This window comes from Pseudomonas sp. UYEF17, assembly GCF_040546125.1.
Taxonomy (GTDB): Bacteria; Pseudomonadota; Gammaproteobacteria; order Pseudomonadales; family Pseudomonadaceae; genus Aquipseudomonas; species Aquipseudomonas putida_Z.
In genome coordinates this window covers 137,153-162,233 of the sequence record NZ_JBEPNE010000002.1, presented here as the reverse complement: position 1 = coordinate 162,233, position 25,081 = coordinate 137,153, and the positions used below count along the sequence as shown (strand labels likewise).

Here is a 25,081-nt window from a genome sequence, read left to right as displayed (position 1 = left end):
CCTGTGGGAGCGGGCGTGCCCGCGAAAGGGCCGTCACAGGTTAAAAATCAGCCACGGGCCTTGGCGATGATCTCGATGTAATCCGCCGCATTGCGCTGGTCGGCAATCTGCTCGACAAAGGTCTTGCCGTGCTCGTCCTTGCCATCCAGGTCCAGCCCAGCCTCGACGAAGAAGCCGACAAAACGCTCGAAATCGTCGATGCGCAGGCCGCGGTAGGCCTTGACCAGCTTGTGCAGCGACGGCGAAGTCACGCCATCGGCCGGCTCGAACTGAAGGAACGACTTGATGTAGTCGTCGCTGATCTCGTCACCGATTACCTGTTTCTTGTCTTTACGCATTGCCGACTCCAACTGGACCATCACGAAATTTCGAAGGCCGGCAGTGTACCCCCCGCAGGCCGGGCGCCTCAACGCGTACGTACGGTGCCGGTGTGCAGGTCGGCCCAGACGTGGCCGTTGCCGTACGTGAGGAACTGCACATACAGCGTCTCGTTGCGCAGCAGGTCCATGATCACGCGGTAGTCGCTGAGCGGGTAATTCAGGCTCAGGGTGCGGGTTTTGTCGTCGTATACGGGTTTCTTCAGGCTTTTGGCCGCTTCACCGTCAAAGGTCAGCAGCACCTGGGCGATGGTCGCGCCCTTGCTCAGCGGCTTGCCCTTGAGGCGCACCTGCAACGACGAGGTGATCGGGATCGGCTGCTGGTCGGACTGGCGCTGGGTACCCACTACCACCGAGTAGTCGGTCACTTGCAGCAGTTGCTGGCCGGTCGGCGCTTCCTGGCGCAGGGACTGGTCGTCAGGTGGCAGGAACTGGCTGTGCAGCGGTGCGGCGGCGAGTGGCAGGCTGACCGCCAGCAGGAGGGGAAGAAACGCACGCATGTGAGGCTCCTTGAATGAAGGGGCACTCTAGCACGGCCTGCACAGGCTCTTGTAGGAGCGGCCTTGTGTCGCGATGGGCCGCAAAGCGGCCCCGGCCATGTTGGTGGCGAGGCTTCAATCGAGGGGCTGCTGCGCAGCCCGATCGCGACACAAGGCCGCTCCTACAGTTGAGTGCGCCGGCCTGACATCAATCGAACTGCGCGCGCATCCAGGCCTGGTACTCGGCCACGCCTTCTTCACCTTCGCGCGGAGCCCAGTGCGCATGCTCGCCTTCACCCACCGGCCGATACGGCCCGGCCTTGCACTCGAACAGGATGCTGTCCGGCTCCAGCACCACCAGCCCATGGTAAATACCAGGCGCGAGGTCCACACCCAGGCAGTCGCCGCCCGCCTGCAGCACTCGCTTGTCGGTGACCGCCCCCTGCTCATCGAAGAGCAACAGGCCTAAGCGCCCCTTGAGCGCAATCAGCGTTTCAGCCTTGTCGGCGCTCAGGTGGCGATGCGGCGGGATATAGGTGCTCGGTTGCAGCCCGACCGCCATGCGGTGGCAAGGCTCTTCCATCTCATGGAAATTGTGATGCTGCCGCCCGCGTGGGTTGGCGGCAGCCTGTGCGGCCAGCCCGGCGAACAGCGATTGGTCGATGAACGCAGGCTGGCGCATGATCACAGCCCCTTTACGGCGAAGATGCCGTTGGCGTTGCGCCAGTAGCCTTTGTAGTCCATGCCGTAACCGAAGATGTAGCGGTCGACGCAGGGCAGGCCCACGTAGTTGGCCTTGAGCTCCGGGCTGGCCTTGCGGTCATGGTCCTTGTCGATCAGTACCGCGGTGTGCACCGAGCGCGCGCCGGCATGCTTGCAGAACTCGATGATGGCGCTGAGGGTGTGGCCTTCGTCGAGGATGTCATCGACGATCAGTACATCACGGTCGATGAACGACACTTCGGGCTTGGCCTTCCAGAACAGCTCGCCGCCGCTGGTCTGGTTGCGGTAGCGGGTGGCGTGCAGGTAGCTGGCTTCCAGTGGGAACTGCAGGTGGGTCAGCAGTTTGCCGGAGAAGATCAGGCCGCCGTTCATCACGCAGAACACAACCGGGTTCTTGTCGTGCAGGTCCTTGCAGATCTGCTCGCCGACTTTGGCGATGGCCGCTTCGACTTCGGCTTCGGTGTACAGGCAGTCAGCTTCACGCATGACTTGACGGATATGCTCGAGATCGGCGGACATGGCGCTCTCCGGGGGTGCATTTTGGAAAAGCGGGCAAAGGTACGCATCCGCTCGTCACAGATCAAGCATTTATGGACTAACGTCCAGAATGACCAGACGACAGCACAGGCTGAATAGATTAATCTAGCGCGGTTTTTTTGCCCGCCTTTCGGAGCCCCCCCTATGCCCACTCGTGAGATCCGCCATCCGCTGATCCGCCACAAGCTCGGCCTGATGCGCCGTGCCGATATCAGCACCAAGAATTTTCGCGAACTTGCCCAGGAAGTCGGCGCGCTCCTGACCTACGAAGCCACCCAGGACCTGCCGCTCGAAACCTACGAGATCGACGGCTGGTGCGGCAAGGTGCAAGTTGAAAAAATCGCCGGCAAGAAGATTACCGTGGTGCCGATCCTGCGTGCCGGCATCGGCATGCTCGACGGCGTGCTCAGCCTGATCCCGGGTGCCAAGGTCAGCGCCGTCGGCGTTGCCCGCAACGAGGAAACCCTCGAAGCCCACACCTACCTGGAAAAGCTCGCGCCGGACATCAACCAGCGCCTGGCCCTGATCATCGACCCGATGCTGGCCACCGGCGGTTCGATGGTCGCCACCATCGACCTGCTGAAGAAGGCCGGTTGCAAAGAGATCCGCGCCATGGTCCTGGTCGCCGCGCCAGAAGGCATCGAAGTGGTGGAAAAAGCCCACCCGGACGTGCAGATCTACACCGCCTCGATCGACCAGCGCCTGAACGAACACGGCTACATCGTGCCGGGCCTGGGCGATGCCGGTGACAAGATCTTCGGCACCAAGCAAAAGGACGCCTGACCATGCAGGACGGCTTCAACGACCCGCTCTGGCGCCAGGTCGTTTCGGGCGCGCAGATGCTCTTCGTGGCATTTGGCGCGCTGGTGCTGATGCCACTGATCACCGGCCTCGATCCGAACGTCGCGCTGTTCACCGCCGGTATCGGCACCCTGCTGTTCCAGCTGGTCACCGGCCGCCAGGTACCCGTGTTCCTGGCCTCGAGCTTTGCCTTCATCACCCCGATCATCCTCGCCAAGGGCCAGTTCGGCCTGGCCGAGACCATGGGCGGCGTGATGGCCGCAGGTTTCGTGTACACCTTCATGGGCCTGATGGTGAAAATCAAAGGCACTGGCTTCATCGACCGCATGCTGCCGCCGGTGGTGATCGGCCCGGTGATCATCTCCATCGGCCTGGCCATGGCGCCGATCGCCGCCAACATGGCGATGGGCAAGGCCGGTGACGGCAGCGTGCTGCTGCCCTACAAGACCGCCATGATGATCTCGATGCCGGCCCTGCTGACAACGCTGATCGTCGCCGTGTTCGGCAAGGGCATCTTCCGTCTGGTGCCGATCATTGCCGGCGTGCTGGTAGGCTTTGCCCTGTCGTTCGCCTTTGGCGTGGTCGACACTGCCAAGATCGCCGCCGCACCGTGGCTGGAGCTGCCCAACTTCACCGCGCCAGCGTTCAACTGGCAGGCCATCCTGTTCATCGTCCCGGTTGCCCTGGCACCGGCGATCGAGCACATCGGCGGCGTGATCGCGGTCGGCAGCGTGACCGGCCGCGACTACCTGAAGAAGCCCGGCCTGCACCGCACACTGCTGGGCGACGGCCTGGCCACCACCGCAGCCGGCCTGTTCGGCGGCCCGCCCAACACCACCTATGCCGAAGTGACCGGCGCGGTGATGCTGACCAAGAACTACAACCCGAAGATCATGACCTGGGCGGCGGTCTTCGCCATCACCCTGGCCTTCATCGGCAAGTTCGGCGCACTGCTGCAAAGCATCCCGGTACCGGTGATGGGTGGCATCCTGTGCCTGCTGTTCGGCTCGATCGCGGCGGTGGGCATGAACACCATGATCCGCCACAAGATCGACCTGGCCGAAGCGCGCAACCTGGTGATCGTGTCGGTGACCCTGGTGTTCGGTATTGGCGGCGTGCTGATCGGCAGTGGTGACGGCCCGGATGACTGGGGCCTGAAGGGCATCGCCCTGTGCGCCATCGTGGCAATCGCCCTGAACCTGATCTTGCCGGGCAATGATGGCTGGAAGCACAAGAAGCTGGATGATCAGTTGCCTTGATCCGGCTCTAGCCTGACCCTGCCTCTTCGCGGGTAAACCCGCTCCCACAGGTACCCCGCTGCCCTCAGGCCTTGTGCAAAACCTGTGGGAGCGGGTTTACCCGCGAAGAGGCCAGCACAGGCAACCTTGGAATCAGGCTTTTTCGCACATCCCCGCCAGCGCCCTCACCCACGCCGGGTGATCATTCAGGCAAGGCACCAGCACCAGCTCCTGCCCGCCGGCCTCGACAAACTGCTCGCTCCCGCGCATGCCGATCTCTTCCAGGGTCTCGATGCAATCGGCCACGAACGCCGGGCACATTACCAGCAGCTTCTTCACCCCGGCCTTGGCCAGCTCGTCCAGCCGCGCCTCGGTATAGGGTTCGATCCACTTGGCCCGCCCCAGCCGTGACTGGAACGACACCGACCATTTGCCATCGGGTATGCCCATTTTCTGCGCAAAGGCCCTGGCCGTTGCCAGGCACTGCCCGCGGTAGCACACCGCGCGCATATCGGCACTGGCATCCTTGCAGCAGTCGGCCGCCTGGAAGTCATGCTTGCCGGTCGGGTCCAGCTTCTTCAGGTGCCGCTCCGGCAAGCCATGGAAGCTCAGCAACAGGTGATCGTAATCCTGCTCCAGGTAAGGCCGGGCGCTGGCGACCAATGCCTCGATGTAGTCCGGGTGCTCGTAGAATGGCTGCAGCACGCGAAGTTGCAACGGCAAATTGCGTTCATTGACCGTCTGCCTGGCCAGTTCCACCACAGTGGTCACCGTGCTGTCGGCGAACTGTGGGTACAGCGGCGCCAGGGTCACCTTGCGCACACCCTGTGCCACCAGGCGCTCCAGCACCTCGGGCAAGGCCGGCTGGCCATAGCGCATGGCAATCTCCACCGGGCCATGGGGCCAGTGCTCGACCATCGCCGCCTGCAGGCGACGGGTCAGCACCACCAGCGGCGAGCCCTCCTCCCACCAGATCGAGCCATAGGCGTGCGCCGACTGCTCCGGTCGCTTGACCAGGATCAGCGACACCAGCAGGCGCCGCACCGGCCAGGGCAGGTCGATCACGTACGGGTCCATGAGGAACTGGTTGAGGTAGCGGCGCACATCGGCCACCGAGGTGGAGGCCGGGGAACCCAGGTTGACCAGCAGCAGGGCGTGATCGGTCATGCAGCGTCCTATGTCAGAGGCGGCTGGACAGGTTGTCCAGGGCCGATTGCAAATCGTTGAAGCGGAAGGTGAAGCCTGCCGCCAGCAAGCGTACCGGGCGGGCGCGCTGGCCGCCGAGCAGCAGGGTCGACAGCTCACCCAGCCCGGCCTTGAGCAGCAGTGCCGGCACTGGCAGCAGCGCCGGCCGGTGCAACGTGCGGCCGAGGCGCCTGGCGAACTCGCGGTTGCGCACCGGCTCCGGGGCGCAGGCATTATAAGGACCGCTGGCATCCTTGTGCTGCAAGAGAAAATCAATCAGGGCGACCTGGTCGTCTATATGGACCCAAGGCATCCACTGCCGCCCGTCGCCCAAAGGCCCGCCCAGCCCCAGTTTGAAGGGCAGGCGCAGGCGCGACAAAAAGCCGCCATCACTGGCCAGAACCAACCCGGTACGCACCAGCACCACGCGAATGCCCTGGGCCTGGGAACGCAGCGCTGTCTCTTCCCAGGCAATGCACAGCTGGCTGGCAAAATCTTCGCGCACCGGCGGTGAAGCCTCGGTCAGCTCGCGTTCGCCACCGTCTCCATACCAGCCCACCGCAGAGCCGGAGATCAGCACTTCCGGGCGCTGCTCGCGGCTGCCCAGCCAAGCCAGCAACTGCTCGGTAAGGGTGACGCGGCTGGCCCACAGCAGGTTGCGCCGGGCCGCCGTCCAGGGCCGATCGGCAATCGGCGCACCGGCCAGGTTGATCACTGCGTCCAGGTGATCATCCGCCTCCAGTTGCTCCAGGCGGGCAATGCCACGCACGCCGTTCCCACAAATTTGGGGCACCTGCTCAGGTCGCCGGCTCCATACCGTCAGGCGATGACCCTGGCCGAGCCAGTACTGGCACAGGTGCTTGCCAATCAACCCGGTGCCGCCTGTCAGCAATATATGCATGGCTGTGTCCTCGCAGAATGCGGCGGTGGTCTATTTTTAACATCAAGGCACTTTTTTGACCCGACGCTCTCGGATAAACATAGGCCAACCTGCCTGCCAACACGGAATAACCTTATACAACATTTGAGCATTGTACAGGTTTGCCTGACAGCGTAGTCTGCTTACAGCAAGGTTTGAAGAGGCCATCATGACAGTACCTATTGCCATCATCGGGGCCGGTATCGCCGGTCTGTCAGCCGCCCAGGCCTTGCAGAAGGCCGGGCAATCCGTGCATTTGTTCGACAAGGGCCACGGCAGTGGCGGTCGCATGGCCAGCAAGCGCAGCGAAGCTGGCGCGCTGGACCTCGGCGCCCAGTATTTCACCGCCCGTGACCGGCGCTTTGTCGAGCAGGTACAGCAGTGGGTTGCCGCTGGTTGGGCCGAGCAATGGAAGCCACAGCTGTACAATTACCGCGATGGTGAGCTCACCCCTTCACCCGACGAGCAGACGCGCTGGGTGGGTGTGCCGCGCATGAGTGCAATCACCCGCGGCCTGCTCAAGGATGTGACGGTCAATTTCGGCTGCCGCATCGCCGAAGTGTTCCGCGGCAAGCAGTACTGGCACCTGCAGGACACCGAAGGCTGCAGCCACGGCCCCTACAGCCGCGTGGTGATCGCCGTGCCGGCACCACAAGCCACGCCGTTGCTGGCCGCGACCCCGAAGCTCGCTGCCGTGGCCGCCGGTGTGCAGATGGAGCCCACCTGGGCCGTCGCCCTGGCCTTCCAGACCCCGCTGGAAACCCCGATGCAAGGCTGCTTCGTGCAGGACAACCCGCTCGACTGGCTGGCGCGCAACCGCAGCAAGCCCGGGCGTGACGAGCAGCTCGACACCTGGGTACTGCACGCCACCTCGGACTGGAGCCGGCAACACATCGACCTGCCCAAGGAAGAAGTGATCGAACAGCTGTGGGGCGAGTTCGCCGAACTGGTCGGCTGCGTGGTGCCGGCACCTACTTTTGCCTTGGCCCACCGCTGGCTTTATGCCCGCCCGAGCAGCAACCATGAATGGGGCGCACTGGCCGATGCTGACCAGGGCTTGTACGCCTGCGGCGACTGGTGCCTGTCCGGCCGTGTCGAGGGCGCCTGGCTCAGTGGCCAGGAAGCGGCGCGTCGGCTGCTCGAACACCTCGAGTGATGTAGGGTTATACAAAAAAACTGGTTTGCATAACTTCCGGGCTGTGCTGGAATGAACCTGTACAATTTTTTAGTCTCGTACAGGTTTTTGGAGGCAGCCCATGCACGACTCATTTGCCCACAGCAAGCCGCGTATCGCCATCAGCGCCTGCCTGACCGGGCACAGCGTGCGCTATAACGGTGGCCACAAGGCCTCCGACCTGTGCCGTATGCAACTCGAGGAACATTTCGACTGGTTGCCGGTGTGCCCGGAGGTGGCCATCGGTCTGGGCGTGCCGCGCGACCCGATCCGACTGGTCGGCAACCCCGAGCAGCCGGAAGTGGTAGGCACCCGCAACCCCGGCATGGACCTGACCGGCCCGCTGCGCAGCTACGGCGAGCAAATGGCAGCCGAACTCGACGATATCTGCGGCTACATCTTCATGCAGAAATCGCCTTCCTGTGGCCTGGAGCGGGTCAAGGTGTACCAGGACAATGGCCACCCAGCCTTTCACGGTGGGCGGGGCGTGTATGCCCAGGCGTTCTGCGCACGGCGCCCGGACCTGCCGGTGGAAGAAGAAGGCCGCCTGCACGACCCTGTGCTGCGCGAGAACTTCATCAGCCGTGTGTACGCCTATGCCGACTGGCAGCGCCTGCTGGCCGAAGGCCTGAGCCGTGGCGCCCTGGTGCGGTTCCACTCGCGCTACAAGTACCTGCTGATGGCCAACAACCCGCAGGCCTACCGCAGCCTTGGGCGCCTGCTCGGCAGCATGAGCAAGGATGATGACCCGCAAAGCATCGGCCCGCGCTATTTCAGCCAGCTGATGCAGGCCCTGCGTCGCTGTGCCAGCCGTGGCACTCATTGCAACGTGCTGCAGCATCTGAGCGGCTACTTCAAGGACACCCTCACACAGCAGGACAAAGCCGAGCTGCAAGCCATCATCGGCCAATACCAGCAAGGCGTGGTGCCCCTGGTAGTGCCGCTGACCCTGCTCAAGCACCATTTGCGCAAGCACCCCGACCCGTATCTGCAGCAGCAGGCCTACCTGCAGCCGCACCCCGAGCGCCTGGGCCTGCGCAATGCCGTCTGAAATCCTGTTGCCCATCGGCGAACTGGCTCGCCGCACGGGCGTCAATCCCGTCACCCTGCGCGCCTGGGAGCGCCGCTACGGCCTGCTCAAGCCCCAGCGTACCGCCAAGGGCCATCGCCTGTATCCGCTGGAGCAGGTCGAACGCGTCGAGGCGATCCTCGCCTGGCTGCAACGCGGCGCCTCCGTCGGCCAGGTACGCGAGCTGCTCGACAAACCGGCCAGCACGCCACCGAAAGGCGACTGGCAAGCCCGGCAGTTCCAACTGATCGAGGCCATCGCCACGCTGTCGCAGCGCGCCCTTGACCATCAGCTCAACCAGGCGATGGCCCTGTACCCGGCTGTCACCCTGTGCGAGCAATTGCTGTTGCCGCTGCTCGACCTCCTCGACCTGCGCTGGCGCAACTATTTCAATGCACGGCTGGAGCAGGTGTTTTTCCACAGCTGGTTGCGCAGCAAGCTGGGCGCCCGGGTCTACCACGACAACCAGTTGCTGCAAGGCCCTGCCATCTTGCTGACCGAAGACAGCGAACACACCTTCAGCCCCGGTTTGTGGTTGTGCGCCTGGCTGTTCACCAGCAACGGCCTGCCAGTCGAAGTGCTGGAGCACACCCTTGCCGGCGCGCACCTGCAACGTGCCGTCACCATGCTCAAGCCGCGCGCCGTGCTGCTGCACCTGGGGCCACGCATCGATGACAAGGCGCTGCAACGCACCCTGTCCAACCTGCCCGTGCCGACCCTGGCCGGCGGGCCGATGCTGGCGCTGCACGAAGCCCGGCTGCGTGCCCTCAGGCTGCCCAACCTTGCCCTGTTCGATACCCCTCAGGCGGCATTGCGTTTGCTGCAAGCCCATGACCGCCAGCCTGGAGAGATGACCGCACCATGCACCTGACCTGGCTGCGCAGCGACCTGCGCATCGATGACAACACCGCGCTCAGCGCCGCCTGCGAACGCGGCCCGACCCTCGCCCTGTGGCTGGTCAGCCCCGGGCAATGGCTGGCCCACGACGACGCCGCCTGCAAAGTCGACTTCTGGCTGCGCAACCTGCGCGACCTGCGCCAGGCGCTGGAGCGCCTGAACATCCCCCTGCTGATCCGCAGGATCGACACCTGGGACCAGGCGCCACAGGCCGTACTCGATGTCTGCCGCCAACATCAGGTGCAAAGCGTGCACTGGAACGAGGAGTACGGCATCAACGAGCAACGTCGCGACGACGCCACCCGCGCGCTGCTGGAAAAGTCGTCCATCCAGGCCCACAGCCACCTCGACCAGCTGTTGTTCCGCCCAGGCACCATCCTTACCCGCAGCGGCGACTACTTCCAGGTGTTCAGCCAGTTCAAGAAGAACTGCCTGGAGCACCTGCACCGCGGCCTTCCCGCCTTGGCCCAGCGGGTGAAACGCCAGGCACCGCTGCAGGTCAGCAGCGACCCGATCCCCCAGCACGTGGACGGCTTCGAAAAACCCGCGCAAACACTGCGCGACCACTGGCCGGCCGGCGAAGCCGAAGCGCAGGCGCGGCTGACCCGTTTTCTCGACGAAACCATCGACGACTACCAACAGCTGCGCGACTTGCCTGCCAAGCCCGGCACCAGCCAGCTCTCGGCCTACCTGGCCGCAGGCGTGATTTCACCGCGCCAGTGCCTGCACGGCGCCCTGGCCAGCAACCGCGGCGAGTTCGACAGCGGCAGCAGCGGCGTGCAAACCTGGGTCAACGAGCTGCTCTGGCGCGAATTCTACAAACACATCCTGACCGGTTATCCACAGGTCTCGCGTCACCGCGCCTTCCGCGCCCAGACCGAAGCCCTGCCCTGGCGCGATGCACCGGCCGACCTCGAAGCCTGGGAACAGGGCCGGACCGGCTTCCCGATCATCGACGCCGCCATGCGCCAACTGCTGGATACCGGGTGGATGCACAACCGCCTGCGCATGATCGTGGCCATGTTCCTCAGCAAGAACCTGCTGATCGACTGGCGCAAGGGCGAGCGGCATTTCATGCGCCACCTGATAGACGGCGACCTGGCCGCCAACAACGGTGGCTGGCAGTGGAGCGCGTCCACTGGCACCGACGCAGTGCCCTATTTCCGCATCTTCAACCCGGTTTCACAGTCGCAGCGTTTCGACCCGCAGGGGCGTTTCATTCGGCACTGGCTGCCGGAATTGCAGGGGCTGGATGAAAAAGCCATTCATTTCCCTGTGAAGTCGGCCGATCTTTTTGCTAGATATTCCTATCACAGTCCAATTGTCGATCTCGACAGCAGTCGTCAGCGCGCACTGGAGGCATTCAAGAACCTCCCGCGCCGGCAGGATCAGAGGGCAGCATCTTGAACAACGCACGCAGTATCTGGGTGACGGGAGCAGGCAATGGACTAGGCCTGGCGTTAGTGGAGGGGTTACTCGAGCAAGGACACCGGGTAGCTGCAAGCGGCAGGCATGGCGAGGCACTGGATGCCTTGGCTGCACGCTATGGCAGCCAGCTGTTGCGCTTGCCGTGGCAGTTGCACGAAGAACACCAGGCGGCCCAGGCCAGCCAGCAGATATGCCATGCCTGGTGCGCGCTGGACGGTTTGATCATCAATGCCGGTACCAGTGATTACCTGGCGGACGATGTGGCGGACAGCGAGTTGTTCGAGGCGATCGTCACTGACAACCAGTTGGCCGGCGAGCATTGCCTGGCCAAAGCGCTGCCTTTGCTGGCGAAGGGTGACTCACCGCAGGTGATGGCGGTGTTCAACCGTTATTCGGCGCTGCAGCTGCATGCACCGACGCAGGCGCCTGCGGGCTGGAACAACATGCCGCAGTGGATGCGCGAGCAGCGTCAGGCGTTGAAGGCGCAGGGGGTTGAGCTGACCGTGGTGGGGCCGCAGTCGTTGAAGACACCTGTGACACCGGCGCAGGCGATACCGGAGGCGTGGACGCCGCAGAATGCGGCAGAAGAGCTGCTGCGGCGGTGGCCGCAGAGGGAGCCCGAGCTTGTGCTGGAGGTTTTGGATCTCAATGGCCTGTGGCCTTTGTCACACAAGTAATTGATGTGGTGACCGTACCGGCCCTATCGCCGGCAAGCCGGCTCCCACCTCGACCGCATCGGCTTGAAGTCATGCGCATAACCTGTAGGAGCAGCCTTGTGCTGCGAAGAGGGCAGTAGGGCAGCAGATGTTCTTCTGCAGCAATGGCTTCTTCGCAGCACAAGGCTGCTCCTACAAGGTGATGAGGTAGCCTGAGTAATGGAGCAAGACAGTTGCTCCCCCAGGTACCTCATAGATCTCAAGCTATGTAAGCCCCCCCTGTGGGAGCGGGTTCACCGGCGAAGAGGCCGGCACAGGAGAGCTCAGAGCGCCATGCGGTAATGCAGGCTATAGCTCTCCACCCCATCGTTGGGCTGCTTGATGCCTGCGTTGGAATAGTGAATCGCCCGTACGCCAATCTCATGCCCACCGGCAAAGCGCAATCCAAAGCCGATACGGTCCTCGAACTGGAATGCCGAGCCCAGCTCGTTGTCTTCCAGCTCGGTGCTGGAGAATGCCGCCACGCCAATCCCCGCCTCTATATAAGGCTTCACCGACTCCCCGGCAAACTCGTAGACGAACACCGGCGCGAACGACAGGCTATGGTTGCTCGCGGTCTCGTCACCATCCCAATAGGTGTAGGCCCCATCCCAGTACCCCGTCAGGCGCCCGACGCTGGTCTGCCACCAGCTCGCGTCCCAATTCGATTGCAGCCCCAACCGGTAGACCATGGTCGAGTCACCGGTCTGCCCCACCGAAAACGAAACGTCGGCAGCCTGCGCCGCCAGTGAGTGCCCCAGGGTGAAGGCGGCAACCGCCGCCAAGCCGAGCAGCTTCTTCATGAGCAACATCCTTCTTTGCTGTTATTGGTATCCGCCTCATGTCAGGCAAAGCGATAGAAAACGGCAGTGGTACGATAGTTCAGCTTCTTTTCACATTTTTTTCACAATGAAAAGCTTTGCACACTGTCGGACTTATGCCACAGCAAGGGTAGGATTTGTCTGAGTGATTGCGGATCGGCACTGGTCCAGAAGCGGGTATCCCGGGCTGGCCCATCGGCCAGCAGGTCATCCGCGCCCAGCAGCCGCTGCAGTTGGCGCGCCACTGCGGCACCGGTGTCGATGATGGCCACGTCGGCTGGCACCATGCCGGCCAGCAACGGGCGCAGGAAGGGGTAATGGGTGCAGCCGAGGATCAACGTGTCGCAGCCAGCGGCCAGCAACGGCTGCACATAACCTTGCAGCAGCTGGCGCAGCGCCGGGCTGGCCAGGTCGCCGGTCTCGATCAGCTCGACCAGCCCCGGGCAAGGTTGGGTGATGACCTGCACGTCATTGGCAAAGCGGTCGAGCAAGGCGGCGAACTTGGCGCTCTGCAAGGTACCGGTGGTGGCCAGCACACCGACCACGCCCGAGCGCGTGGCGGCGGCAGCGGGCTTTACCGCCGGCTCCATGCCCACCAGCGGCCAGGTCGGGTACAACTCGCGCAGGTCGGCCACCGCCGCCACCGTGGCGGTATTGCAGGCCAGTACCATGGCCTTGGCGCCCTGTTCATGGAAGAACGCAGCAATGCGTCGGAGACGCTCACGGATATAGTCCGACGACTTCTCGCCGTAGGGTATGTGCCCGCAATCGGCCACGTACAGCAGCGTCTCGTTGGGCAGCAGGCGCTGGATCTCGGCGAGCACCGACAAGCCGCCGACTCCGGAATCCATCACGCCGATAGGCGCCGAGCGCTCAGCCATCGCGCTTGCCGCAGACCGCACAGGCCGGGTCGCGCTTGACCCGCAGTTCGCGGATACGAGTGCCGAGAGCATCGATCAGCAGCAGGCGGCCGACCAGCGGCTCGCCGAACCCGGCCAGCAGTTTCATCGCCTCCAGCGCCTGCAGGCTGCCCACCAGGCCCACCAGCGGGCCGATCACACCGGCTTCGCTGCAGGTCAGCTCGGCTTCGCTGCCATGGCCGTACAGGCAGTGGTAGCAAGGGCTGTAGTCACGCCGTGGATCGAATACCGACAACTGCCCTTCCAGGCGGATCGCCGCACCGCTGACCAGCGGCTTGCCAGCCGCGACACAGGCGACGTTGACCGCCTCGCGGGTACCGAAATTGTCAGAGCAGTCCAGCACCAGGTCCACCGCGGCCACCGCTGCCGCCAGCGAGTCCTCGTCCAGAGCCTGGCGATGGGCAACCAGGCTGATTTCCGGGTTGATCGCCTGCAAGCGCTGCAAGGCCGAATCGACCTTGCTCATGCCGACGCTGGCACTGTCGTGGATCACCTGGCGTTGCAGGTTGGTCAGGTCGACGGTGTCGAAGTCGGCCAGGTGCAGCTCACCCACCCCGGCAGCGGCCAGGTACAAGGCGACTGGCGAGCCAAGGCCACCGAGCCCGACGATCAGCGCCTTGCTCTGCTTGAGCCGCAACTGGCCGTCGATGTCGATCTGGGCCAGCAATACCTGCCGGCTGTAACGCAGCAGTTCCTGATCACTCAGCATGGCAGGCGCCCCAGGGTAATGCGTTCATGGCCGCCCAGGTCCGTGCGGCTGGCGACCTCGATGAAGCCTTGTTCAGCCAGCAAGGCGCGCACCGCCGCTGCCTGATCGTAGCCGTGTTCCAGCAGCAACCAGCCACCCGGTACCAGGTGCGCGGGCGCCTGGGCAGCGATCACGCGCAAGTCGTCCAGGCCATCGGCGCCGGCCACCAGCGCGCTGCTGGGTTCGAAGCGTACATCACCGGCGACCAGGTGCGGGTCTGCGGCGGCGATGTAGGGCGGGTTGCTGACAATCAGGTCGAAACGCTCGCCGGCCAGGCTGTCGAACCAGTGGCTGAGCCGTACCTGGGCGTTCGCCAGGCCCAGGCGCTGGCGGTTGCGCTCGGCCAGGGCGGCGGCCTCCTCCACCCGGTCCACTGCAGTTACCTGCCAGGCCGGGCGATCGCTGGCCAGGGCCAGGGCAATCGCGCCGGTGCCGGTGCCCAGGTCAAGGACCTTGGCCGGCGTGGCGGGTTGCAGTTCAAGCGCGGCTTCGACCAGCAGCTCGGTATCCGGCCGCGGGATCAGGGTATGCGGCGCCACCTCCAGGTCGATCTTCCAGAAGCCCTGCAGCCCGAGAATGTAGGCGACCGGCTCGCCGCCACGGCGGCGCTGCAGGTAAGCGGCATAGGTCTCGGCATCTTCGCTGCTGACGATTCGCTCGGGCCAGGTGTGCAGGTAGCTGCGCGACTTGCCGATGGCCGCAGCCAACAGCAGCTCGGCATCCAGCCGCTCGGTGGGCGATTCTGGCAACTGCGCGTTGCGCAGCAGGCTGGCGATGATGGTCATCAGTCCCCCAGGGCGGCCAGTTGATCGGCCTGGTATTCGGCCAGCAGCGGTTCGATCACCGCCTCCACGCCGCCGGCGAGGATGTCGTCCAGCGAGTACAGGGTCAGGTTGATGCGGTGGTCGGTCACCCGGCCCTGTGGATAATTGTACGTACGGATGCGCTCGGAACGGTCACCCGAGCCAACCAGCAGCTTGCGCTCGGTGGCGATGGCGTTCTGCGCGGCGCTGGTCTGCATGTCGTTGAGCTTGGCCGACAGCCAGGACATGGCGCGAGCACGGTTCTTGTGCTGCGAGCGCTCTTCCTGGCACTCGACCACGATACCGGTGGGCAAGTGGGTGATACGGATCGCCGAGTCGGTCTTGTTGACGTGCTGGCCGCCGGCACCGGATGCGCGGTAGGTGTCCACGCGCAGGTCGGCCGGGTTGATCTCGATGGCCGCCTGTTCGTCCGGCTCGGGCAGTACCGCCACGGTGCACGCGGAGGTGTGGATACGGCCCTGGGATTCGGTTTCGGGCACGCGCTGCACGCGGTGCGCGCCGGACTCGAACTTGAGCTTGCCGTACACGCTCTCACCTTCGACGCGGGCGATGATTTCCTTGTAGCCGCCGTGCTCGCCTTCGTTCTCGGAGAGGATTTCCAGGCGCCAGCCACGCTTTTCGGCGTAGCGCGAATACATGCGGAACAGGTCGCCGGAGAAGATCGCCGCCTCGTCGCCACCGGTGCCGGCACGAATTTCGAGGAACACGTTGCGGCCGTCGTTGGGGTCCTTGGGCAACAGCATGCGTTGCAGCTGCGACTCCAGCGTCAGCAGTTGTTCCTTGGCTTCACGCACTTCTTCCACGGCCATTTCGCGCAGGTCCGGGTCACTGTCCTTGAGCAGCGCCTGGGCACCTTCGAGGTCGTCCTGGACTTTGCGCCACTCTTTATAAGCAGCGTAGACCGGCTCGACTTCGGCGTATTCACGGGAATAGGCGCGAAAGCGCGTCTGGTCGGAAATGACCTCGGCATCACCGAGCAGTGCGGTGAGTTCTTCGAAGCGGTCCTGGAGGATTTCCAGTTTGTTCAGCAGCGACGCTTTCATTGCGGGGATTTGTCCGTCGAGCCCTCGTTGAGGGCAAAGAGTTCCTGGGCCATGGCCAGCGCATCGAGGCGGCCCTCGGCCGAGAGCCTTTTCAATTGCACGCTGGGTGCATGTAGGAGTTTGTTGGTCAGCCCCCGGGCCAGTTGGGCCAGTACCTCTTCGGGGTTGCCGCCATTGGCCAGCAGTCGCTGGGCCTTTTGCAGTTCTTCGTCGCGCAGGCGCTCGCTTTGCTGGCGATAGGCCTTGAGCACATCCACCGCGGCCAGCTCGCGCAGGCGCAGCATGAAGTCTTCGGCCCCCACCGACACCAGCTCTTCGGCGGCCTGGGCCGCGCCCTGGCGACTCTTGAGGTTTTCCGCCACTACGTCGTGCAGGTCATCGACAGTGTACAGGTAGACGTCGTCGAGTTCGCCGACTTCGGTTTCGATATCGCGCGGTACAGCAATGTCGACCATGAAAATCGGCTTGTGCCGGCGCTGTTTCAGCGCGCTCTCGACCGCGCCCTTGCCGAGGATCGGCAACTGGCTGGCGGTGGAGCTGATGACGATGTCGCTGTTGGCCAGTTCCTGGGGGATGTCGGCCAGCAGAACGGCGTGCGCACCGAACTGCTCGGCCAGGATGCTGGCCCGCTCAAGGGTACGGTTGGCCACGACGATGCGGCGCACGCCCTGCTCATGCAGGTGGCGGGCGACCAGGGTGATGGTTTCGCCGGCGCCGATCAGCAGGGCCTGGCTGCGGCCCAGGTCGCTGAAGATCTGCTTGGCCAGGCTGACCGCGGCAAACGCCACCGACACCGGGTTTTCGCCGATGGCGGTGTCGGTGCGCACCTGCTTGGCGGCACTGAAAGTGGCCTGGAACAGGCGCCCGAGCAATGGGCCGACGGTGCCAGCCTCACGCGCCACGGCGTAGGCGGACTTCATCTGGCCGAGGATCTGCGGCTCGCCGAGCACCAACGAGTCCAGGCCGGAGGCCACCCGCATCATGTGCTTCACCGCCTCGTGCTCTTCGTGCACGTAGGCGCTGGCGCGCAACTCGTCCAGGCTGAGGCGGTGGTAGTCGGCGAGCCATTGCAGCACCACATCGGCGGACAGGTGGTCCTGCTCGATATAGAGCTCGCTACGGTTGCAGGTCGACAGAATCGCCGCTTCGCGGCTGGATGTCAGCCGGCAGAGCTGCTGCAGGGCGTCTACCAGCTGCTCTGGGGTAAACGCCACGCGCTCGCGTACGTCTACCGAGGCAGTCTTATGGTTGATACCAAGTGCAAGAAAGGCCATGCAAGGTCGCTGGTTGTGACGGGAAGCCGATAATTGTCCTCTTTCGCAGGTTTTTGGACAACCACCGTTCGCTATTGCGCTGATAGCGCTGCGGCTATCGCCGGCTTCAGGCCAGCATCAGCGGCAACTTCAGCTCACACCCCCGCTTTTGATCTGGCTTTTGATCTGGCTTTTGATCTGGCTTTTGATCTTGATCTTGATCTTGATCTTGATCTTCGCGACTTCAGGAGGCCGAACGCAGGCCTTGCGGAGGGAGGTGACGGGCATGGATGCCCGTCAAGCGCTGAGGCCCCATGGATGGGGCCTGCAGCGCGTACTCCCGGGAGCAAGGCCGGAGTGAGGGAACCCCGGAGCGCAGCGTAGGGGCCGGATGATGGGAGCGCAGCGTTTTTTGGTTACTTTTTGCCGCGTTTGGCAAAAAGTGACTCGCCGTAAGGGCGAAAAGGTGAGTCAGCGTCGCCATCGCAAACGGACTGTTCGCCATATCAAAACCGTCGCTTAAGCTTTTTGGCTTTTTGGCTTTTTGGCTTTTTGGCTTTTTGGCTTTTTGGCTTTTTGGCTTTTTGGCTTTTTGGCTTTTTGGCTTTTTGGCTTTTTGGATGTGGGCATTCACATCGAGCAGGCATTCATTCGCGATGGTGGCGCAAAGTCACCTTTCCGCCCTTACGGCGGGTCCCTTTTTGTCGTGGCAAAAAGGAACCAAAAACCGTCGGCTCCCATCATCCGGCCCCTACGCTTCGCTCCGGGGTCCCCTCGCTACGGGCCTGCTCCCGGGAGTACGCGCTGCAGGCCCCATCCCTGGGGCCTCAGCGCTTGACGGGCATCCATGCCCGTCACCTCCCTCCGCAGTCCCTTCGCTCGGCCTCCTGAAGTCGCAATCGGCGGCGCCTGAACTATCGCGCGCTTAGAAGCAAGAGCAAGAGCAAGAGCAAGAACAAGAGCAAGAGCAAGAGCAATAATTCTGTGTTCTGGGCGCCGTGGCAGGCTCTGCGGCGAACCGCGCGGGCACAGCGCGGTCTGCATAAGCGAAGCGCGGCTTCATACCTTCGCAGGTGGGTTTGCCCCCGCGCTTGTGTCATCATGCTCCGACCGCCGGTGAGTCCTCTTAAAGCCTTCTATGAACAAACCATACGCATTGCTGCTTGCCTTCGCCCTGCTCCAGGGCTGCCAGAGCCTGGCCCCGCAAAAGGCCGAGCCCCCCGTCGCCGAGGCCGGCAAGAGCGAGGCGGAAAAGCCCGTGGTGTATGGCTCGTTCAAGCAGGACACGCTCTATAGCCTGCTGGTGGCGGAGCTGGCCGGCCAGCGCAACCGCTTCGACATCGCCCTGGCCAACTACACCGACCAGGCCGCGAAAACCCAGGACCCCGGGGTTTCCGAGCGCGCCTACCGCATTGCCGAATACCTCGGCGCCGACGAACCGGCACTGGACAACGCCCTGGTCTGGGCCCGCAACGACCCGCAGAACCTCGATGCCCAGCGCGCCGCCGCCATCCAGCTTGCCCGCGCCGGCCGATATGACGACTCCATGACGTACATGGAAAAGGTCCTGCAGGGCCAGGGCGACACCCATTTCGATTTCCTCGCCCTGTCCGCCGCCGAAACCGACCAGAGCACCCGCGACGGCCTGCTGCAAAGCTTCGAACGCCTGCTGGTGAAGTACCCGGACAACGGTCAACTGGTGTTCGGCAAGGCCCTGTTGCTGAACCAGGACGGCAAGGCCGAAGAAGCCTTGGAACTGCTCGAGTCGCACCCGCCGCAAAACGGCGAAATCGCCCCGATCCTGCTGCGCGCGCGCCTGCTGCAAGCCCTGGATCGCGGCCCGGAGGCCCTGCCACTGCTGCGCGGGGCGATTCGCGACAACCCGGACGACAAGCGCCTGCGCCTGACCTACGCCCGCACCCTGGTCGAACAGGACCGCATCGCCGATGCCAAGGGCGAGTTCCTCAGCCTGGTCCAGCAATACCCCGAGGACGACGAGCTGCGCTATTCGCTGGCCCTGGTGTGCCTGGAGAACAAGGACTGGGATGAAGCCGAAGGCTACCTGCAGGAGCTGATCGAGCGCGACAGCAACGTCGACGCCGCGCACCTGAACCTGGGCCGCATCCGCGAGGAGCGCCACGACCCTGCAGGCGCCCTGCGTGAATACGCCCTGGTCGGCCCGGGCCCCGACTACCTGCCGGCGCAACTGCGCCAGGCTGACATCCTGATCGCCAACGGCCGTGGTACCGAAGCCTCACGCCTGCTCGCCGATGCCCGTGAAGCCCAACCGGACTACGCCATCCAGCTGTTCCTGATCGAATCGGAAAGCTACAGCAACAACAACAAGGACGCCCAGGCCAGCCAGGTGCTGCAGCAAGCCATCCAGCGCTACCCGGACGACCTCAACCTGCTGTACACCCGCGCCATGCTGGCCGAAAAGCGTGACGACCTGCCGCAGATGGAAAAAGACCTGCGCGCCATCATCGCCCGCGAACCGGAAAACGCCATGGCCCTGAACGCCCTCGGCTACACCCTGGCCGACCGCACCACCCGCTACAGCGAAGCCAAGGCGCTGATCGACAAGGCTCATCAGCTGACCCCGGACGACCCGGCGGTGCTCGACAGCCTGGGCTGGGTCAATTACCGCCTGGGCAACCTCGACGAGGCTGAAACCTATCTGCGCAAGGCCTTTGCCAGCTTCCCCGACCACGAAGTGGCCGCCCACCTGGGCGAAGTGCTATGGGCCAACGGCAAGCGCCGCGAAGCCCGCCAGGTCTGGGCCAAGGGCTTCGAAGCCCAGGCCGACAGCCCCATCCTGCGCAAGACAATCCTGCGCCTGACCGGATCCGAGACTCTCTAACGCCATGTTCCTGCGCCATTGCATTACCTTCACCCTTATCGCCCTGCTGGCCGGCTGTGCCGGCTTCGGTAGCCGCGAGGCCCTGCAGGGCCACGGCGACCCGCAACAGTGGCGCGCCCATAAAGAGCAACTGAGCAGCCTCGATGGCTGGCAGATCAACGGCAAGGTCGGCATCCGTGCCCCGCGCGACTCCGGCAGCGGCACGTTGTTCTGGCTGCAACGCCAGGACTACTACGACATTCGCCTGGCCGGCCCGCTGGGCCGTGGCGCCGCTCGCCTGACCGGCCGCCCCGGCGGCGTGGTACTGGAAGTGGCCAACCAGGGCCGCTACGAGGCCCTCAGCCCCGAAGCCCTGCTGGAAGAACAACTGGGCTGGCAGTTGCCGGTCTCACACCTGGTCTGGTGGGTCCGCGGCCTGCCGGCCCCCGACAGCAAGAGCAAGCTGACTCTGGACGGCGACAGCCGCCTGGCCAGCCTCGACCAGGACGGCTGGCAGGTGCAATACCTGAGCTACACGGAACAGAACGGCTACTGGCTGCCCGAGCGTATGAAGCTGCACGGCAAGGACCTCGACGTGACACTGGTGGTCAAGGACTGGCAACCCCGCCAGCTGGGGCACTGATACATGCAGACCCTCACCCTGCCCGCTCCGGCCAAGCTCAACCTGTGGCTGCACATCATCGGCCGCCGTGCGGACGGCTATCACGAGCTGGAAACCGTGTTCCAGTTTCTCGATCACGGCGACGAACTGAGCTTTGCCGTGCGTGACGACGGCGTGATCCGCCTGCATACCGAGATCGAGGCGGTGCCGCACGACAGCAACCTGATCGTGCGTGCCGCGCGCAAGCTGCAGGAACAATCCGGCACGACGATGGGCGCCGACATCTGGCTGACCAAGGTGCTGCCCATGGGCGGCGGCATCGGCGGTGGCAGCTCGGATGCCGCCACTACCCTGTTGGCCCTCGCCCACCTGTGGCAACTGGACTGGGACGAAGACCGCCTGGCCGCACTAGGCCTGAGCCTGGGCGCCGACGTACCAGTATTCGTGCGCGGCCACGCGGCATTCGCCCAGGGCGTGGGTGAACAATTGACCCCGGTTGACCCGGAAGAGCCGTGGTATGTCGTGCTTGTGCCGCAAGTGTCTGTCAGCACAGTAGAAATTTTTTCACATCCACAGTTGACACGTGATTCGCTCCCCCTTAAGATGCGCCCCGTTCCCGAGGGAAACAGTCGAAATGACTGCCAACCGGTGGTAGAGCAGAGTTACCCGGAAGTTCGCAATGCGTTGAATTCACTGGGTAAATTCACTGAGGCTCGACTGACCGGTACTGGAAGTTGTGTGTTTGGGGCCTTCCCAAGCAAAGCCGAAGCTGATAAAGTTCTGGCCCTTCTTTCAGCGACCCAAACAGGGTTTGTGGCGAAAGGAAGCAACGTTTCGATGTTGCATCGCAAGCTGCAAAGTCTGGTCAAGAAGTCGAGCGCATAAGCGTTCGCAGCAACAGATACAGGGGCGTCGCCAAGCGGTAAGGCAGCAGGTTTTGATCCTGCCATGCGTTGGTTCGAATCCAGCCGCCCCTGCCATTTTCCTTATACTCATCCAGGTTACCCTCAGCCTTCAGGTACTGCGCGTGTCCAAGATGATGGTCTTTACGGGGAATGCCAACCCCGATCTGGCTCGGCGTGTCGTACGTCAGCTGCATATCCCTCTCGGTGACGTCTCTGTCGGTAAGTTCTCCGACGGCGAGATCAGCACTGAGATCAATGAGAATGTCCGCGGTAAAGACGTCTTCATTATTCAGCCGACCTGTGCCCCGACCAACGATAACCTGATGGAACTGGTAGTGATGGCCGACGCCTTCCGCCGCTCCTCAGCATCCCGAATCACCGCCGTGATTCCTTACTTCGGATACGCCCGCCAGGACCGCCGTCCGCGTTCGGCACGTGTAGCCATCAGCGCCAAAGTCGTCGCTGACATGCTCACTGTCGTAGGTATCGACCGTGTACTCACCGTCGACCTGCACGCTGACCAGATCCAGGGTTTCTTCGATATCCCGGTCGACAACATCTACGGCTCGCCCGTACTGGTCGACGATATCGAGGACCAGCGTTTCGAGAACCTGATGATCGTCTCCCCGGACATCGGTGGTGTCGTGCGCGCACGTGCCGTCGCCAAGTCCCTGGGCGTCGACCTGGGTATCATCGACAAGCGCCGCGAGAAGGCTAACCACTCCGAGGTGATGCACATCATCGGCGACGTCGAAGGGCGCACCTGCATCCTGGTAGACGACATGGTCGACACCGCCGGCACCCTGTGCCACGCGGCCAAAGCCCTGAAAGAACACGGCGCTGCCAAGGTTTACGCCTACTGCACGCACCCTGTCCTGTCGGGCCGCGCGATCGAGAACATCGAGAAGTCGGTACTGGACGAGCTGGTGGTGACCAACACCGTTCCGCTGTCCGCCGCTGCTCAAGCCTGTGACCGTATCCGCCAACTGGATATCGCACCGGTTGTCGCTGAAGCGGTCCGCCGCATCAGCAACGAAGAATCGATCAGCGCGATGTTCCGCTAAGCGGAACACACGCTGACGAAAAGCGCCCCGCCCCAACACTGGTTGTTGGGGCGGGGCTTTTTTGCCATCCCCGTTGGCGCTGGTCGCAAACGCCCTCGGGGGGCTATTTTGGAGAAACAAAATGACCGAATTCACTCTGAACGCCCAAGCGCGTACTGACCTGGGGAAAGGTGCGAGCCGCCGCCTGCGTCACTCCGCCAACATCCCAGCCGTTGTCTACGGTGGTAACCAGGACGCCCAGTCCCTGACCATCCTGGCCAAGGAAATCACCAAGCTGTTCGAAAACGAGGCTGCCTTCAGCCACGTTCTGGAACTGAACGTCGACGGCGCCAAGCAAAACGTCGTGGTCAAGGCTCTGCAGCGCCACCCGGCCAAAGGTTTCATCATGCACGCCGACTTCGTTCGCGTCGTTGCTGGCCAGAAACTGACCGCCAAGGTACCGGTTCACTTCATCAACGAAGAAGCCCCGGTCAAGAAAGGCGGCGAGATCTCCCACGTAGAAGCCGAGATCGAAGTTTCCTGCGAAGCCAAAGACCTGCCTGAGTTCATCGAAGTCGACCTGGCCAACGCTGAAATCGGCACCATCATCCACCTGTCGGACCTGAAAGCTCCGAAAGGCGTAGAGTTCGTAGCTCTGGCCCACGGTGATGACAAAGCTGTTGCCAACGTTCACGCTCCACGCGTTGCTCCAGAAGCAGAAGGCGCTGCCGAGTAATCCACTCGCACGCCGGCGTTGATCGGGTTACAGTGCCGCGCGCCCTGTAACCCACCAACTCCAAGGAAGAGCCCCTGACGTGACCGCCATCCAGTTGATCGTCGGCCTGGGTAACCCCGGCCCCGAATACGAACAGACCCGGCATAACGCAGGGGCTCTTTTCGTTGAACGCATTGCCAGCGCCCAGCGCGTCTCGTTGACCGCTGACCGCAAATATTTCGGCCTGACGGCTAAGTTCAGCCATCAGGGCAACGACGTTCGTCTGCTCATCCCCACCACCTACATGAACCGTAGCGGCCAGTCCGTGGCGGCCTTGGCCAATTTCTTCCGCATCAAGCCGGAAGCGATCCTGGTGGCGCATGACGAACTCGACCTGCCCCCGGGCGTCGCCAAGCTCAAGCGCGGCGGTGGCCATGGTGGGCACAACGGCCTGCGCGACATCATCGCGCAGCTCGGCAACCAGAACGACTTCCACCGCCTGCGGCTTGGCATCGGCCACCCGGGCGACGCCAAACTGGTCTCCAACTTCGTCCTGGGCCGCGCGCCGCGCGCCGAGCAGGAGAAGCTCGACGCCAGCATCGATTTTGCCCTCGGCGTGCTGCCGGACGTGCTTGCCGGCGACTTCGCCAAGGCGATGCGCGAGCTGCACAGCCAGAAGGCCTGATTTCCTTTAGAGAGGGGAATACCCATGGGTTTCAATTGCGGCATCGTCGGCCTGCCCAACGTCGGCAAGTCCACCCTGTTCAACGCCCTGACCAAGTCTGGCATCGCGGCGGAGAACTTCCCCTTCTGCACCATCGAGCCTAACAGCGGCATCGTGCCGATGCCCGATGCGCGCTTGAATGCCTTGGCTGAGATCGTCAAGCCAAACCGCATCCTGCCGACCACCATGGAGTTCGTCGACATCGCCGGCCTGGTGGCTGGTGCCTCGAAGGGCGAAGGCCTGGGCAACAAGTTCCTCGCCAACATCCGCGAGACCGACGCCATTGCCCACGTGGTGCGCTGCTTCGAAGACGAGAACGTGATCCACGTTTCCAACAGCGTCGACCCCAAGCGTGACATCGAGATCATCGACCTCGAGCTGATCTTCGCCGACCTCGACAGCTGCGAGAAGCAACTGCAGAAGGTTGCCCGCAACGCCAAGGGCGGCGACAAGGAAGCCCTGGCGCAGAAGGCCATCCTCGAACAGCTGATCCCGCACTTCACCGAAGGCAAGCCTGCGCGCAGCCTGATGAAGAACATGAGCGCCGAAGACAAGGCGGTCATCCGCGGCTTCCACCTGCTGACCAGCAAGCCGGTCATGTACATCGCCAACGTGGCCGAAGACGGCTTCGACAACAACCCGCACCTGGACGTGGTCAAGGCCATCGCCGAGGAAGAAGGCGCGGTAGTGGTGCCGGTGTGCAACAAGATCGAAGCGGAAATCGCCGAACTGGAAGACGGTGAAGAGAAGGACATGTTCCTCGAGGCCCTGGGCCTGGAAGAGCCTGGCCTGAACCGCGTTATCCGCGCCGGTTACGAGCTGCTGAACCTGCAGACCTACTTCACTGCCGGCGTGCAGGAAGTACGTGCCTGGACCGTGCGCGTCGGTGCCACTGCACCACAAGCCGCTGGCGTGATCCACACCGACTTCGAAAAAGGCTTCATCCGCGCTGAAGTGGTGGCCTATGACGACTTCATCCAGTTCAAGGGTGAGAGCGGTGCCAAGGAAGCCGGTAAATGGCGTTTGGAAGGCAAGGACTACATCGTCAAGGACGGTGACGTGATGCACTTCCGCTTCAACGTCTAAGCGCCAGACTGCAGTA

General features: G+C 63.5%; 27 protein-coding genes and 1 tRNA gene. 15 read left to right on the top strand and 13 right to left on the bottom strand.

Annotation, left to right across the window (positions count from 1 at the left end; genetic code table 11):
• Positions 1 to 47: 47 nt before the first annotated feature.
• From ABIB24_RS03585 to ABIB24_RS03570, 4 genes are all read right to left on the bottom strand, one after another.
• Entirely contained in the window at positions 48 to 338 is a 291-nt protein-coding gene (locus ABIB24_RS03585) for a PA4642 family protein (protein ID WP_274396454.1), read from the bottom strand.
• Between the two features lie 68 nt (positions 339 to 406).
• Positions 407 to 877, bottom strand: a complete 471-nt coding sequence (locus ABIB24_RS03580; protein WP_025337696.1) for a hypothetical protein — start codon at positions 875 to 877, stop codon at positions 407 to 409.
• Positions 878 to 1,064: 187 nt separating this feature from the next.
• The gene (locus ABIB24_RS03575; RefSeq protein WP_354316139.1) at positions 1,065 to 1,538 is read right to left on the bottom strand and encodes a WbuC family cupin fold metalloprotein; all 474 of its coding nucleotides are present in this window, start codon (positions 1,536 to 1,538) and stop codon (positions 1,065 to 1,067) included.
• Positions 1,539 to 1,540: 2 nt separating this feature from the next.
• Entirely contained in the window at positions 1,541 to 2,098 is a 558-nt protein-coding gene (locus ABIB24_RS03570; protein ID WP_003256346.1) for a hypoxanthine-guanine phosphoribosyltransferase, read from the bottom strand.
• Positions 2,099 to 2,260: 162 nt separating this feature from the next.
• Between ABIB24_RS03570 and upp the strand changes: the two genes are divergently transcribed.
• Together upp and ABIB24_RS03560 are read left to right on the top strand one after the other, a co-directional pair.
• Positions 2,261 to 2,899 (top strand): uracil phosphoribosyltransferase, encoded by a 639-nt coding sequence (gene upp, locus ABIB24_RS03565; RefSeq protein ID WP_011532223.1) that lies wholly within the window; start codon positions 2,261 to 2,263, stop codon positions 2,897 to 2,899.
• A 2-nt stretch (positions 2,900 to 2,901) separates the two neighbouring features.
• Entirely contained in the window at positions 2,902 to 4,176 is a 1,275-nt protein-coding gene (locus ABIB24_RS03560) for a uracil-xanthine permease family protein (RefSeq protein ID WP_025337694.1), read from the top strand.
• Between the two features lie 132 nt (positions 4,177 to 4,308).
• Here ABIB24_RS03560 and hemH read toward each other — a convergent pair whose 3' ends face one another.
• Positions 4,309 to 5,322, bottom strand: a complete 1,014-nt coding sequence (hemH, locus tag ABIB24_RS03555; RefSeq protein WP_289515039.1) for a ferrochelatase — start codon at positions 5,320 to 5,322, stop codon at positions 4,309 to 4,311.
• Between the two features lie 13 nt (positions 5,323 to 5,335).
• The gene (locus ABIB24_RS03550) at positions 5,336 to 6,241 is read right to left on the bottom strand and encodes a TIGR01777 family oxidoreductase (protein ID WP_354316138.1); all 906 of its coding nucleotides are present in this window, start codon (positions 6,239 to 6,241) and stop codon (positions 5,336 to 5,338) included.
• Between the two features lie 187 nt (positions 6,242 to 6,428).
• Between ABIB24_RS03550 and ABIB24_RS03545 the strand changes: the two genes are divergently transcribed.
• The 5 genes from ABIB24_RS03545 (at position 6,429) to ABIB24_RS03525 (ending at position 11,504) form a co-directional block, all read left to right on the top strand.
• Positions 6,429 to 7,415, top strand: coding sequence for an NAD(P)/FAD-dependent oxidoreductase (locus tag ABIB24_RS03545; protein ID WP_075043761.1), 987 nt, complete (start codon positions 6,429 to 6,431; stop codon positions 7,413 to 7,415).
• A 100-nt stretch (positions 7,416 to 7,515) separates the two neighbouring features.
• Positions 7,516 to 8,484 carry a YbgA family protein gene (locus ABIB24_RS03540; RefSeq protein ID WP_354316137.1) on the top strand — a complete coding sequence of 323 codons (969 nt, stop codon included), beginning with the start codon at positions 7,516 to 7,518 and terminating at the stop codon, positions 8,482 to 8,484.
• A complete protein-coding gene (locus ABIB24_RS03535) occupies positions 8,474 to 9,373 on the top strand; it encodes a MerR family transcriptional regulator (protein ID WP_354316136.1) in 900 nt (299 codons plus the stop codon). The genes ABIB24_RS03540 and ABIB24_RS03535 overlap by 11 nt, the downstream gene beginning before the upstream one ends.
• Complete coding sequence (gene phrB / locus ABIB24_RS03530; protein WP_354316135.1) at positions 9,364 to 10,806, top strand: deoxyribodipyrimidine photo-lyase; 1,443 nt, start codon at positions 9,364 to 9,366, stop codon at positions 10,804 to 10,806. The genes ABIB24_RS03535 and phrB overlap by 10 nt, the downstream gene beginning before the upstream one ends.
• Positions 10,803 to 11,504 (top strand): SDR family oxidoreductase, encoded by a 702-nt coding sequence (locus ABIB24_RS03525; protein ID WP_137162984.1) that lies wholly within the window; start codon positions 10,803 to 10,805, stop codon positions 11,502 to 11,504. Before phrB ends, ABIB24_RS03525 begins: the two co-directional genes overlap by 4 nt.
• Before the next feature lie 302 nt (positions 11,505 to 11,806).
• Here ABIB24_RS03525 and ABIB24_RS03520 read toward each other — a convergent pair whose 3' ends face one another.
• The 7 genes from ABIB24_RS03520 to ABIB24_RS03490 form a co-directional block, all read right to left on the bottom strand.
• Complete coding sequence (locus ABIB24_RS03520; RefSeq protein WP_286918842.1) at positions 11,807 to 12,325, bottom strand: acyloxyacyl hydrolase; 519 nt, start codon at positions 12,323 to 12,325, stop codon at positions 11,807 to 11,809.
• 101 nt (positions 12,326 to 12,426) lie between these two features.
• On the bottom strand, positions 12,427 to 13,224 hold the full coding sequence (gene murI / locus ABIB24_RS03515) for a glutamate racemase (protein WP_354316134.1): 798 nt from the start codon (positions 13,222 to 13,224) through the stop codon (positions 12,427 to 12,429).
• Positions 13,217 to 13,972, bottom strand: a complete 756-nt coding sequence (locus ABIB24_RS03510; protein ID WP_025337684.1) for a molybdopterin-synthase adenylyltransferase MoeB — start codon at positions 13,970 to 13,972, stop codon at positions 13,217 to 13,219. Before ABIB24_RS03510 ends, murI begins: the two co-directional genes overlap by 8 nt.
• Entirely contained in the window at positions 13,966 to 14,796 is an 831-nt protein-coding gene (prmC, locus tag ABIB24_RS03505) for a peptide chain release factor N(5)-glutamine methyltransferase (protein WP_137162982.1), read from the bottom strand. The genes ABIB24_RS03510 and prmC overlap by 7 nt, the downstream gene beginning before the upstream one ends.
• The gene (prfA, locus tag ABIB24_RS03500; RefSeq protein WP_013970909.1) at positions 14,796 to 15,878 is read right to left on the bottom strand and encodes a peptide chain release factor 1; all 1,083 of its coding nucleotides are present in this window, start codon (positions 15,876 to 15,878) and stop codon (positions 14,796 to 14,798) included. Before prfA ends, prmC begins: the two co-directional genes overlap by 1 nt.
• Complete coding sequence (gene hemA, locus ABIB24_RS03495; protein WP_085587332.1) at positions 15,875 to 17,152, bottom strand: glutamyl-tRNA reductase; 1,278 nt, start codon at positions 17,150 to 17,152, stop codon at positions 15,875 to 15,877. The genes prfA and hemA overlap by 4 nt, the downstream gene beginning before the upstream one ends.
• A 223-nt stretch (positions 17,153 to 17,375) precedes the next feature.
• The gene (locus ABIB24_RS03490) at positions 17,376 to 17,765 is read right to left on the bottom strand and encodes a hypothetical protein (protein WP_354316133.1); all 390 of its coding nucleotides are present in this window, start codon (positions 17,763 to 17,765) and stop codon (positions 17,376 to 17,378) included.
• A 504-nt stretch (positions 17,766 to 18,269) separates the two neighbouring features.
• On the opposite strand from ABIB24_RS03490, the gene ABIB24_RS03485 reads away from it, so the two are divergent.
• The 8 genes from ABIB24_RS03485 (at position 18,270) to ychF (ending at position 25,065) form a co-directional block, all read left to right on the top strand.
• The gene (locus tag ABIB24_RS03485) at positions 18,270 to 19,991 is read left to right on the top strand and encodes a tetratricopeptide repeat protein (protein WP_085617357.1); all 1,722 of its coding nucleotides are present in this window, start codon (positions 18,270 to 18,272) and stop codon (positions 19,989 to 19,991) included.
• A 4-nt stretch (positions 19,992 to 19,995) separates the two neighbouring features.
• The gene (lolB, locus tag ABIB24_RS03480; protein ID WP_013970898.1) at positions 19,996 to 20,613 is read left to right on the top strand and encodes a lipoprotein insertase outer membrane protein LolB; all 618 of its coding nucleotides are present in this window, start codon (positions 19,996 to 19,998) and stop codon (positions 20,611 to 20,613) included.
• A 3-nt stretch (positions 20,614 to 20,616) separates the two neighbouring features.
• Positions 20,617 to 21,477, top strand: a complete 861-nt coding sequence (gene ispE / locus ABIB24_RS03475) for a 4-(cytidine 5'-diphospho)-2-C-methyl-D-erythritol kinase (RefSeq protein WP_061551990.1) — start codon at positions 20,617 to 20,619, stop codon at positions 21,475 to 21,477.
• Between the two features lie 20 nt (positions 21,478 to 21,497).
• Positions 21,498 to 21,572, top strand: a tRNA-Gln gene (locus tag ABIB24_RS03470).
• Between the two features lie 47 nt (positions 21,573 to 21,619).
• Entirely contained in the window at positions 21,620 to 22,561 is a 942-nt protein-coding gene (locus tag ABIB24_RS03465) for a ribose-phosphate pyrophosphokinase (protein ID WP_003247410.1), read from the top strand.
• A gap of 121 nt (positions 22,562 to 22,682) precedes the next feature.
• Complete coding sequence (locus ABIB24_RS03460) at positions 22,683 to 23,276, top strand: 50S ribosomal protein L25/general stress protein Ctc (RefSeq protein WP_013970896.1); 594 nt, start codon at positions 22,683 to 22,685, stop codon at positions 23,274 to 23,276.
• 79 nt (positions 23,277 to 23,355) lie between these two features.
• Positions 23,356 to 23,940 (top strand): aminoacyl-tRNA hydrolase, encoded by a 585-nt coding sequence (gene pth, locus ABIB24_RS03455; RefSeq protein ID WP_008099045.1) that lies wholly within the window; start codon positions 23,356 to 23,358, stop codon positions 23,938 to 23,940.
• Positions 23,941 to 23,964: 24 nt separating this feature from the next.
• The gene (gene ychF, locus ABIB24_RS03450) at positions 23,965 to 25,065 is read left to right on the top strand and encodes a redox-regulated ATPase YchF (protein WP_013970895.1); all 1,101 of its coding nucleotides are present in this window, start codon (positions 23,965 to 23,967) and stop codon (positions 25,063 to 25,065) included.
• Positions 25,066 to 25,081 lie beyond the last annotated feature (16 nt).

Bases quoted from the DNA above. Each gene is read 5' to 3' on its own strand.
- ABIB24_RS03585 (WP_274396454.1), bottom strand. From the start codon at position 338: ATGCGTAAAGACAAGAAACAGGTAATCGGTGACGAGATCAGCGACGAC.
- ABIB24_RS03580 (WP_025337696.1), bottom strand. From the start codon at position 877: ATGCGTGCGTTTCTTCCCCTCCTGCTGGCGGTCAGCCTGCCACTCGCC.
- ABIB24_RS03575 (WP_354316139.1), bottom strand. From the start codon at position 1,538: ATGCGCCAGCCTGCGTTCATCGACCAATCGCTGTTCGCCGGGCTGGCC.
- ABIB24_RS03570 (WP_003256346.1), bottom strand. From the start codon at position 2,098: ATGTCCGCCGATCTCGAGCATATCCGTCAAGTCATGCGTGAAGCTGAC.
- upp (WP_011532223.1), top strand. From the start codon at position 2,261: ATGCCCACTCGTGAGATCCGCCATCCGCTGATCCGCCACAAGCTCGGC.
- ABIB24_RS03560 (WP_025337694.1), top strand. From the start codon at position 2,902: ATGCAGGACGGCTTCAACGACCCGCTCTGGCGCCAGGTCGTTTCGGGC.
- hemH (WP_289515039.1), bottom strand. From the start codon at position 5,322: ATGACCGATCACGCCCTGCTGCTGGTCAACCTGGGTTCCCCGGCCTCC.
- ABIB24_RS03550 (WP_354316138.1), bottom strand. From the start codon at position 6,241: ATGCATATATTGCTGACAGGCGGCACCGGGTTGATTGGCAAGCACCTG.
- ABIB24_RS03545 (WP_075043761.1), top strand. From the start codon at position 6,429: ATGACAGTACCTATTGCCATCATCGGGGCCGGTATCGCCGGTCTGTCA.
- ABIB24_RS03540 (WP_354316137.1), top strand. From the start codon at position 7,516: ATGCACGACTCATTTGCCCACAGCAAGCCGCGTATCGCCATCAGCGCC.
- ABIB24_RS03535 (WP_354316136.1), top strand. From the start codon at position 8,474: ATGCCGTCTGAAATCCTGTTGCCCATCGGCGAACTGGCTCGCCGCACG.
- phrB (WP_354316135.1), top strand. From the start codon at position 9,364: ATGCACCTGACCTGGCTGCGCAGCGACCTGCGCATCGATGACAACACC.
- ABIB24_RS03520 (WP_286918842.1), bottom strand. From the start codon at position 12,325: ATGAAGAAGCTGCTCGGCTTGGCGGCGGTTGCCGCCTTCACCCTGGGG.
- murI (WP_354316134.1), bottom strand. From the start codon at position 13,224: ATGGCTGAGCGCTCGGCGCCTATCGGCGTGATGGATTCCGGAGTCGGC.
- ABIB24_RS03510 (WP_025337684.1), bottom strand. From the start codon at position 13,972: ATGCTGAGTGATCAGGAACTGCTGCGTTACAGCCGGCAGGTATTGCTG.
- prmC (WP_137162982.1), bottom strand. From the start codon at position 14,796: ATGACCATCATCGCCAGCCTGCTGCGCAACGCGCAGTTGCCAGAATCG.
- prfA (WP_013970909.1), bottom strand. From the start codon at position 15,878: ATGAAAGCGTCGCTGCTGAACAAACTGGAAATCCTCCAGGACCGCTTC.
- hemA (WP_085587332.1), bottom strand. From the start codon at position 17,152: ATGGCCTTTCTTGCACTTGGTATCAACCATAAGACTGCCTCGGTAGAC.
- ABIB24_RS03485 (WP_085617357.1), top strand. From the start codon at position 18,270: ATGAACAAACCATACGCATTGCTGCTTGCCTTCGCCCTGCTCCAGGGC.
- lolB (WP_013970898.1), top strand. From the start codon at position 19,996: ATGTTCCTGCGCCATTGCATTACCTTCACCCTTATCGCCCTGCTGGCC.
- ispE (WP_061551990.1), top strand. From the start codon at position 20,617: ATGCAGACCCTCACCCTGCCCGCTCCGGCCAAGCTCAACCTGTGGCTG.
- ABIB24_RS03460 (WP_013970896.1), top strand. From the start codon at position 22,683: ATGACCGAATTCACTCTGAACGCCCAAGCGCGTACTGACCTGGGGAAA.
- ychF (WP_013970895.1), top strand. From the start codon at position 23,965: ATGGGTTTCAATTGCGGCATCGTCGGCCTGCCCAACGTCGGCAAGTCC.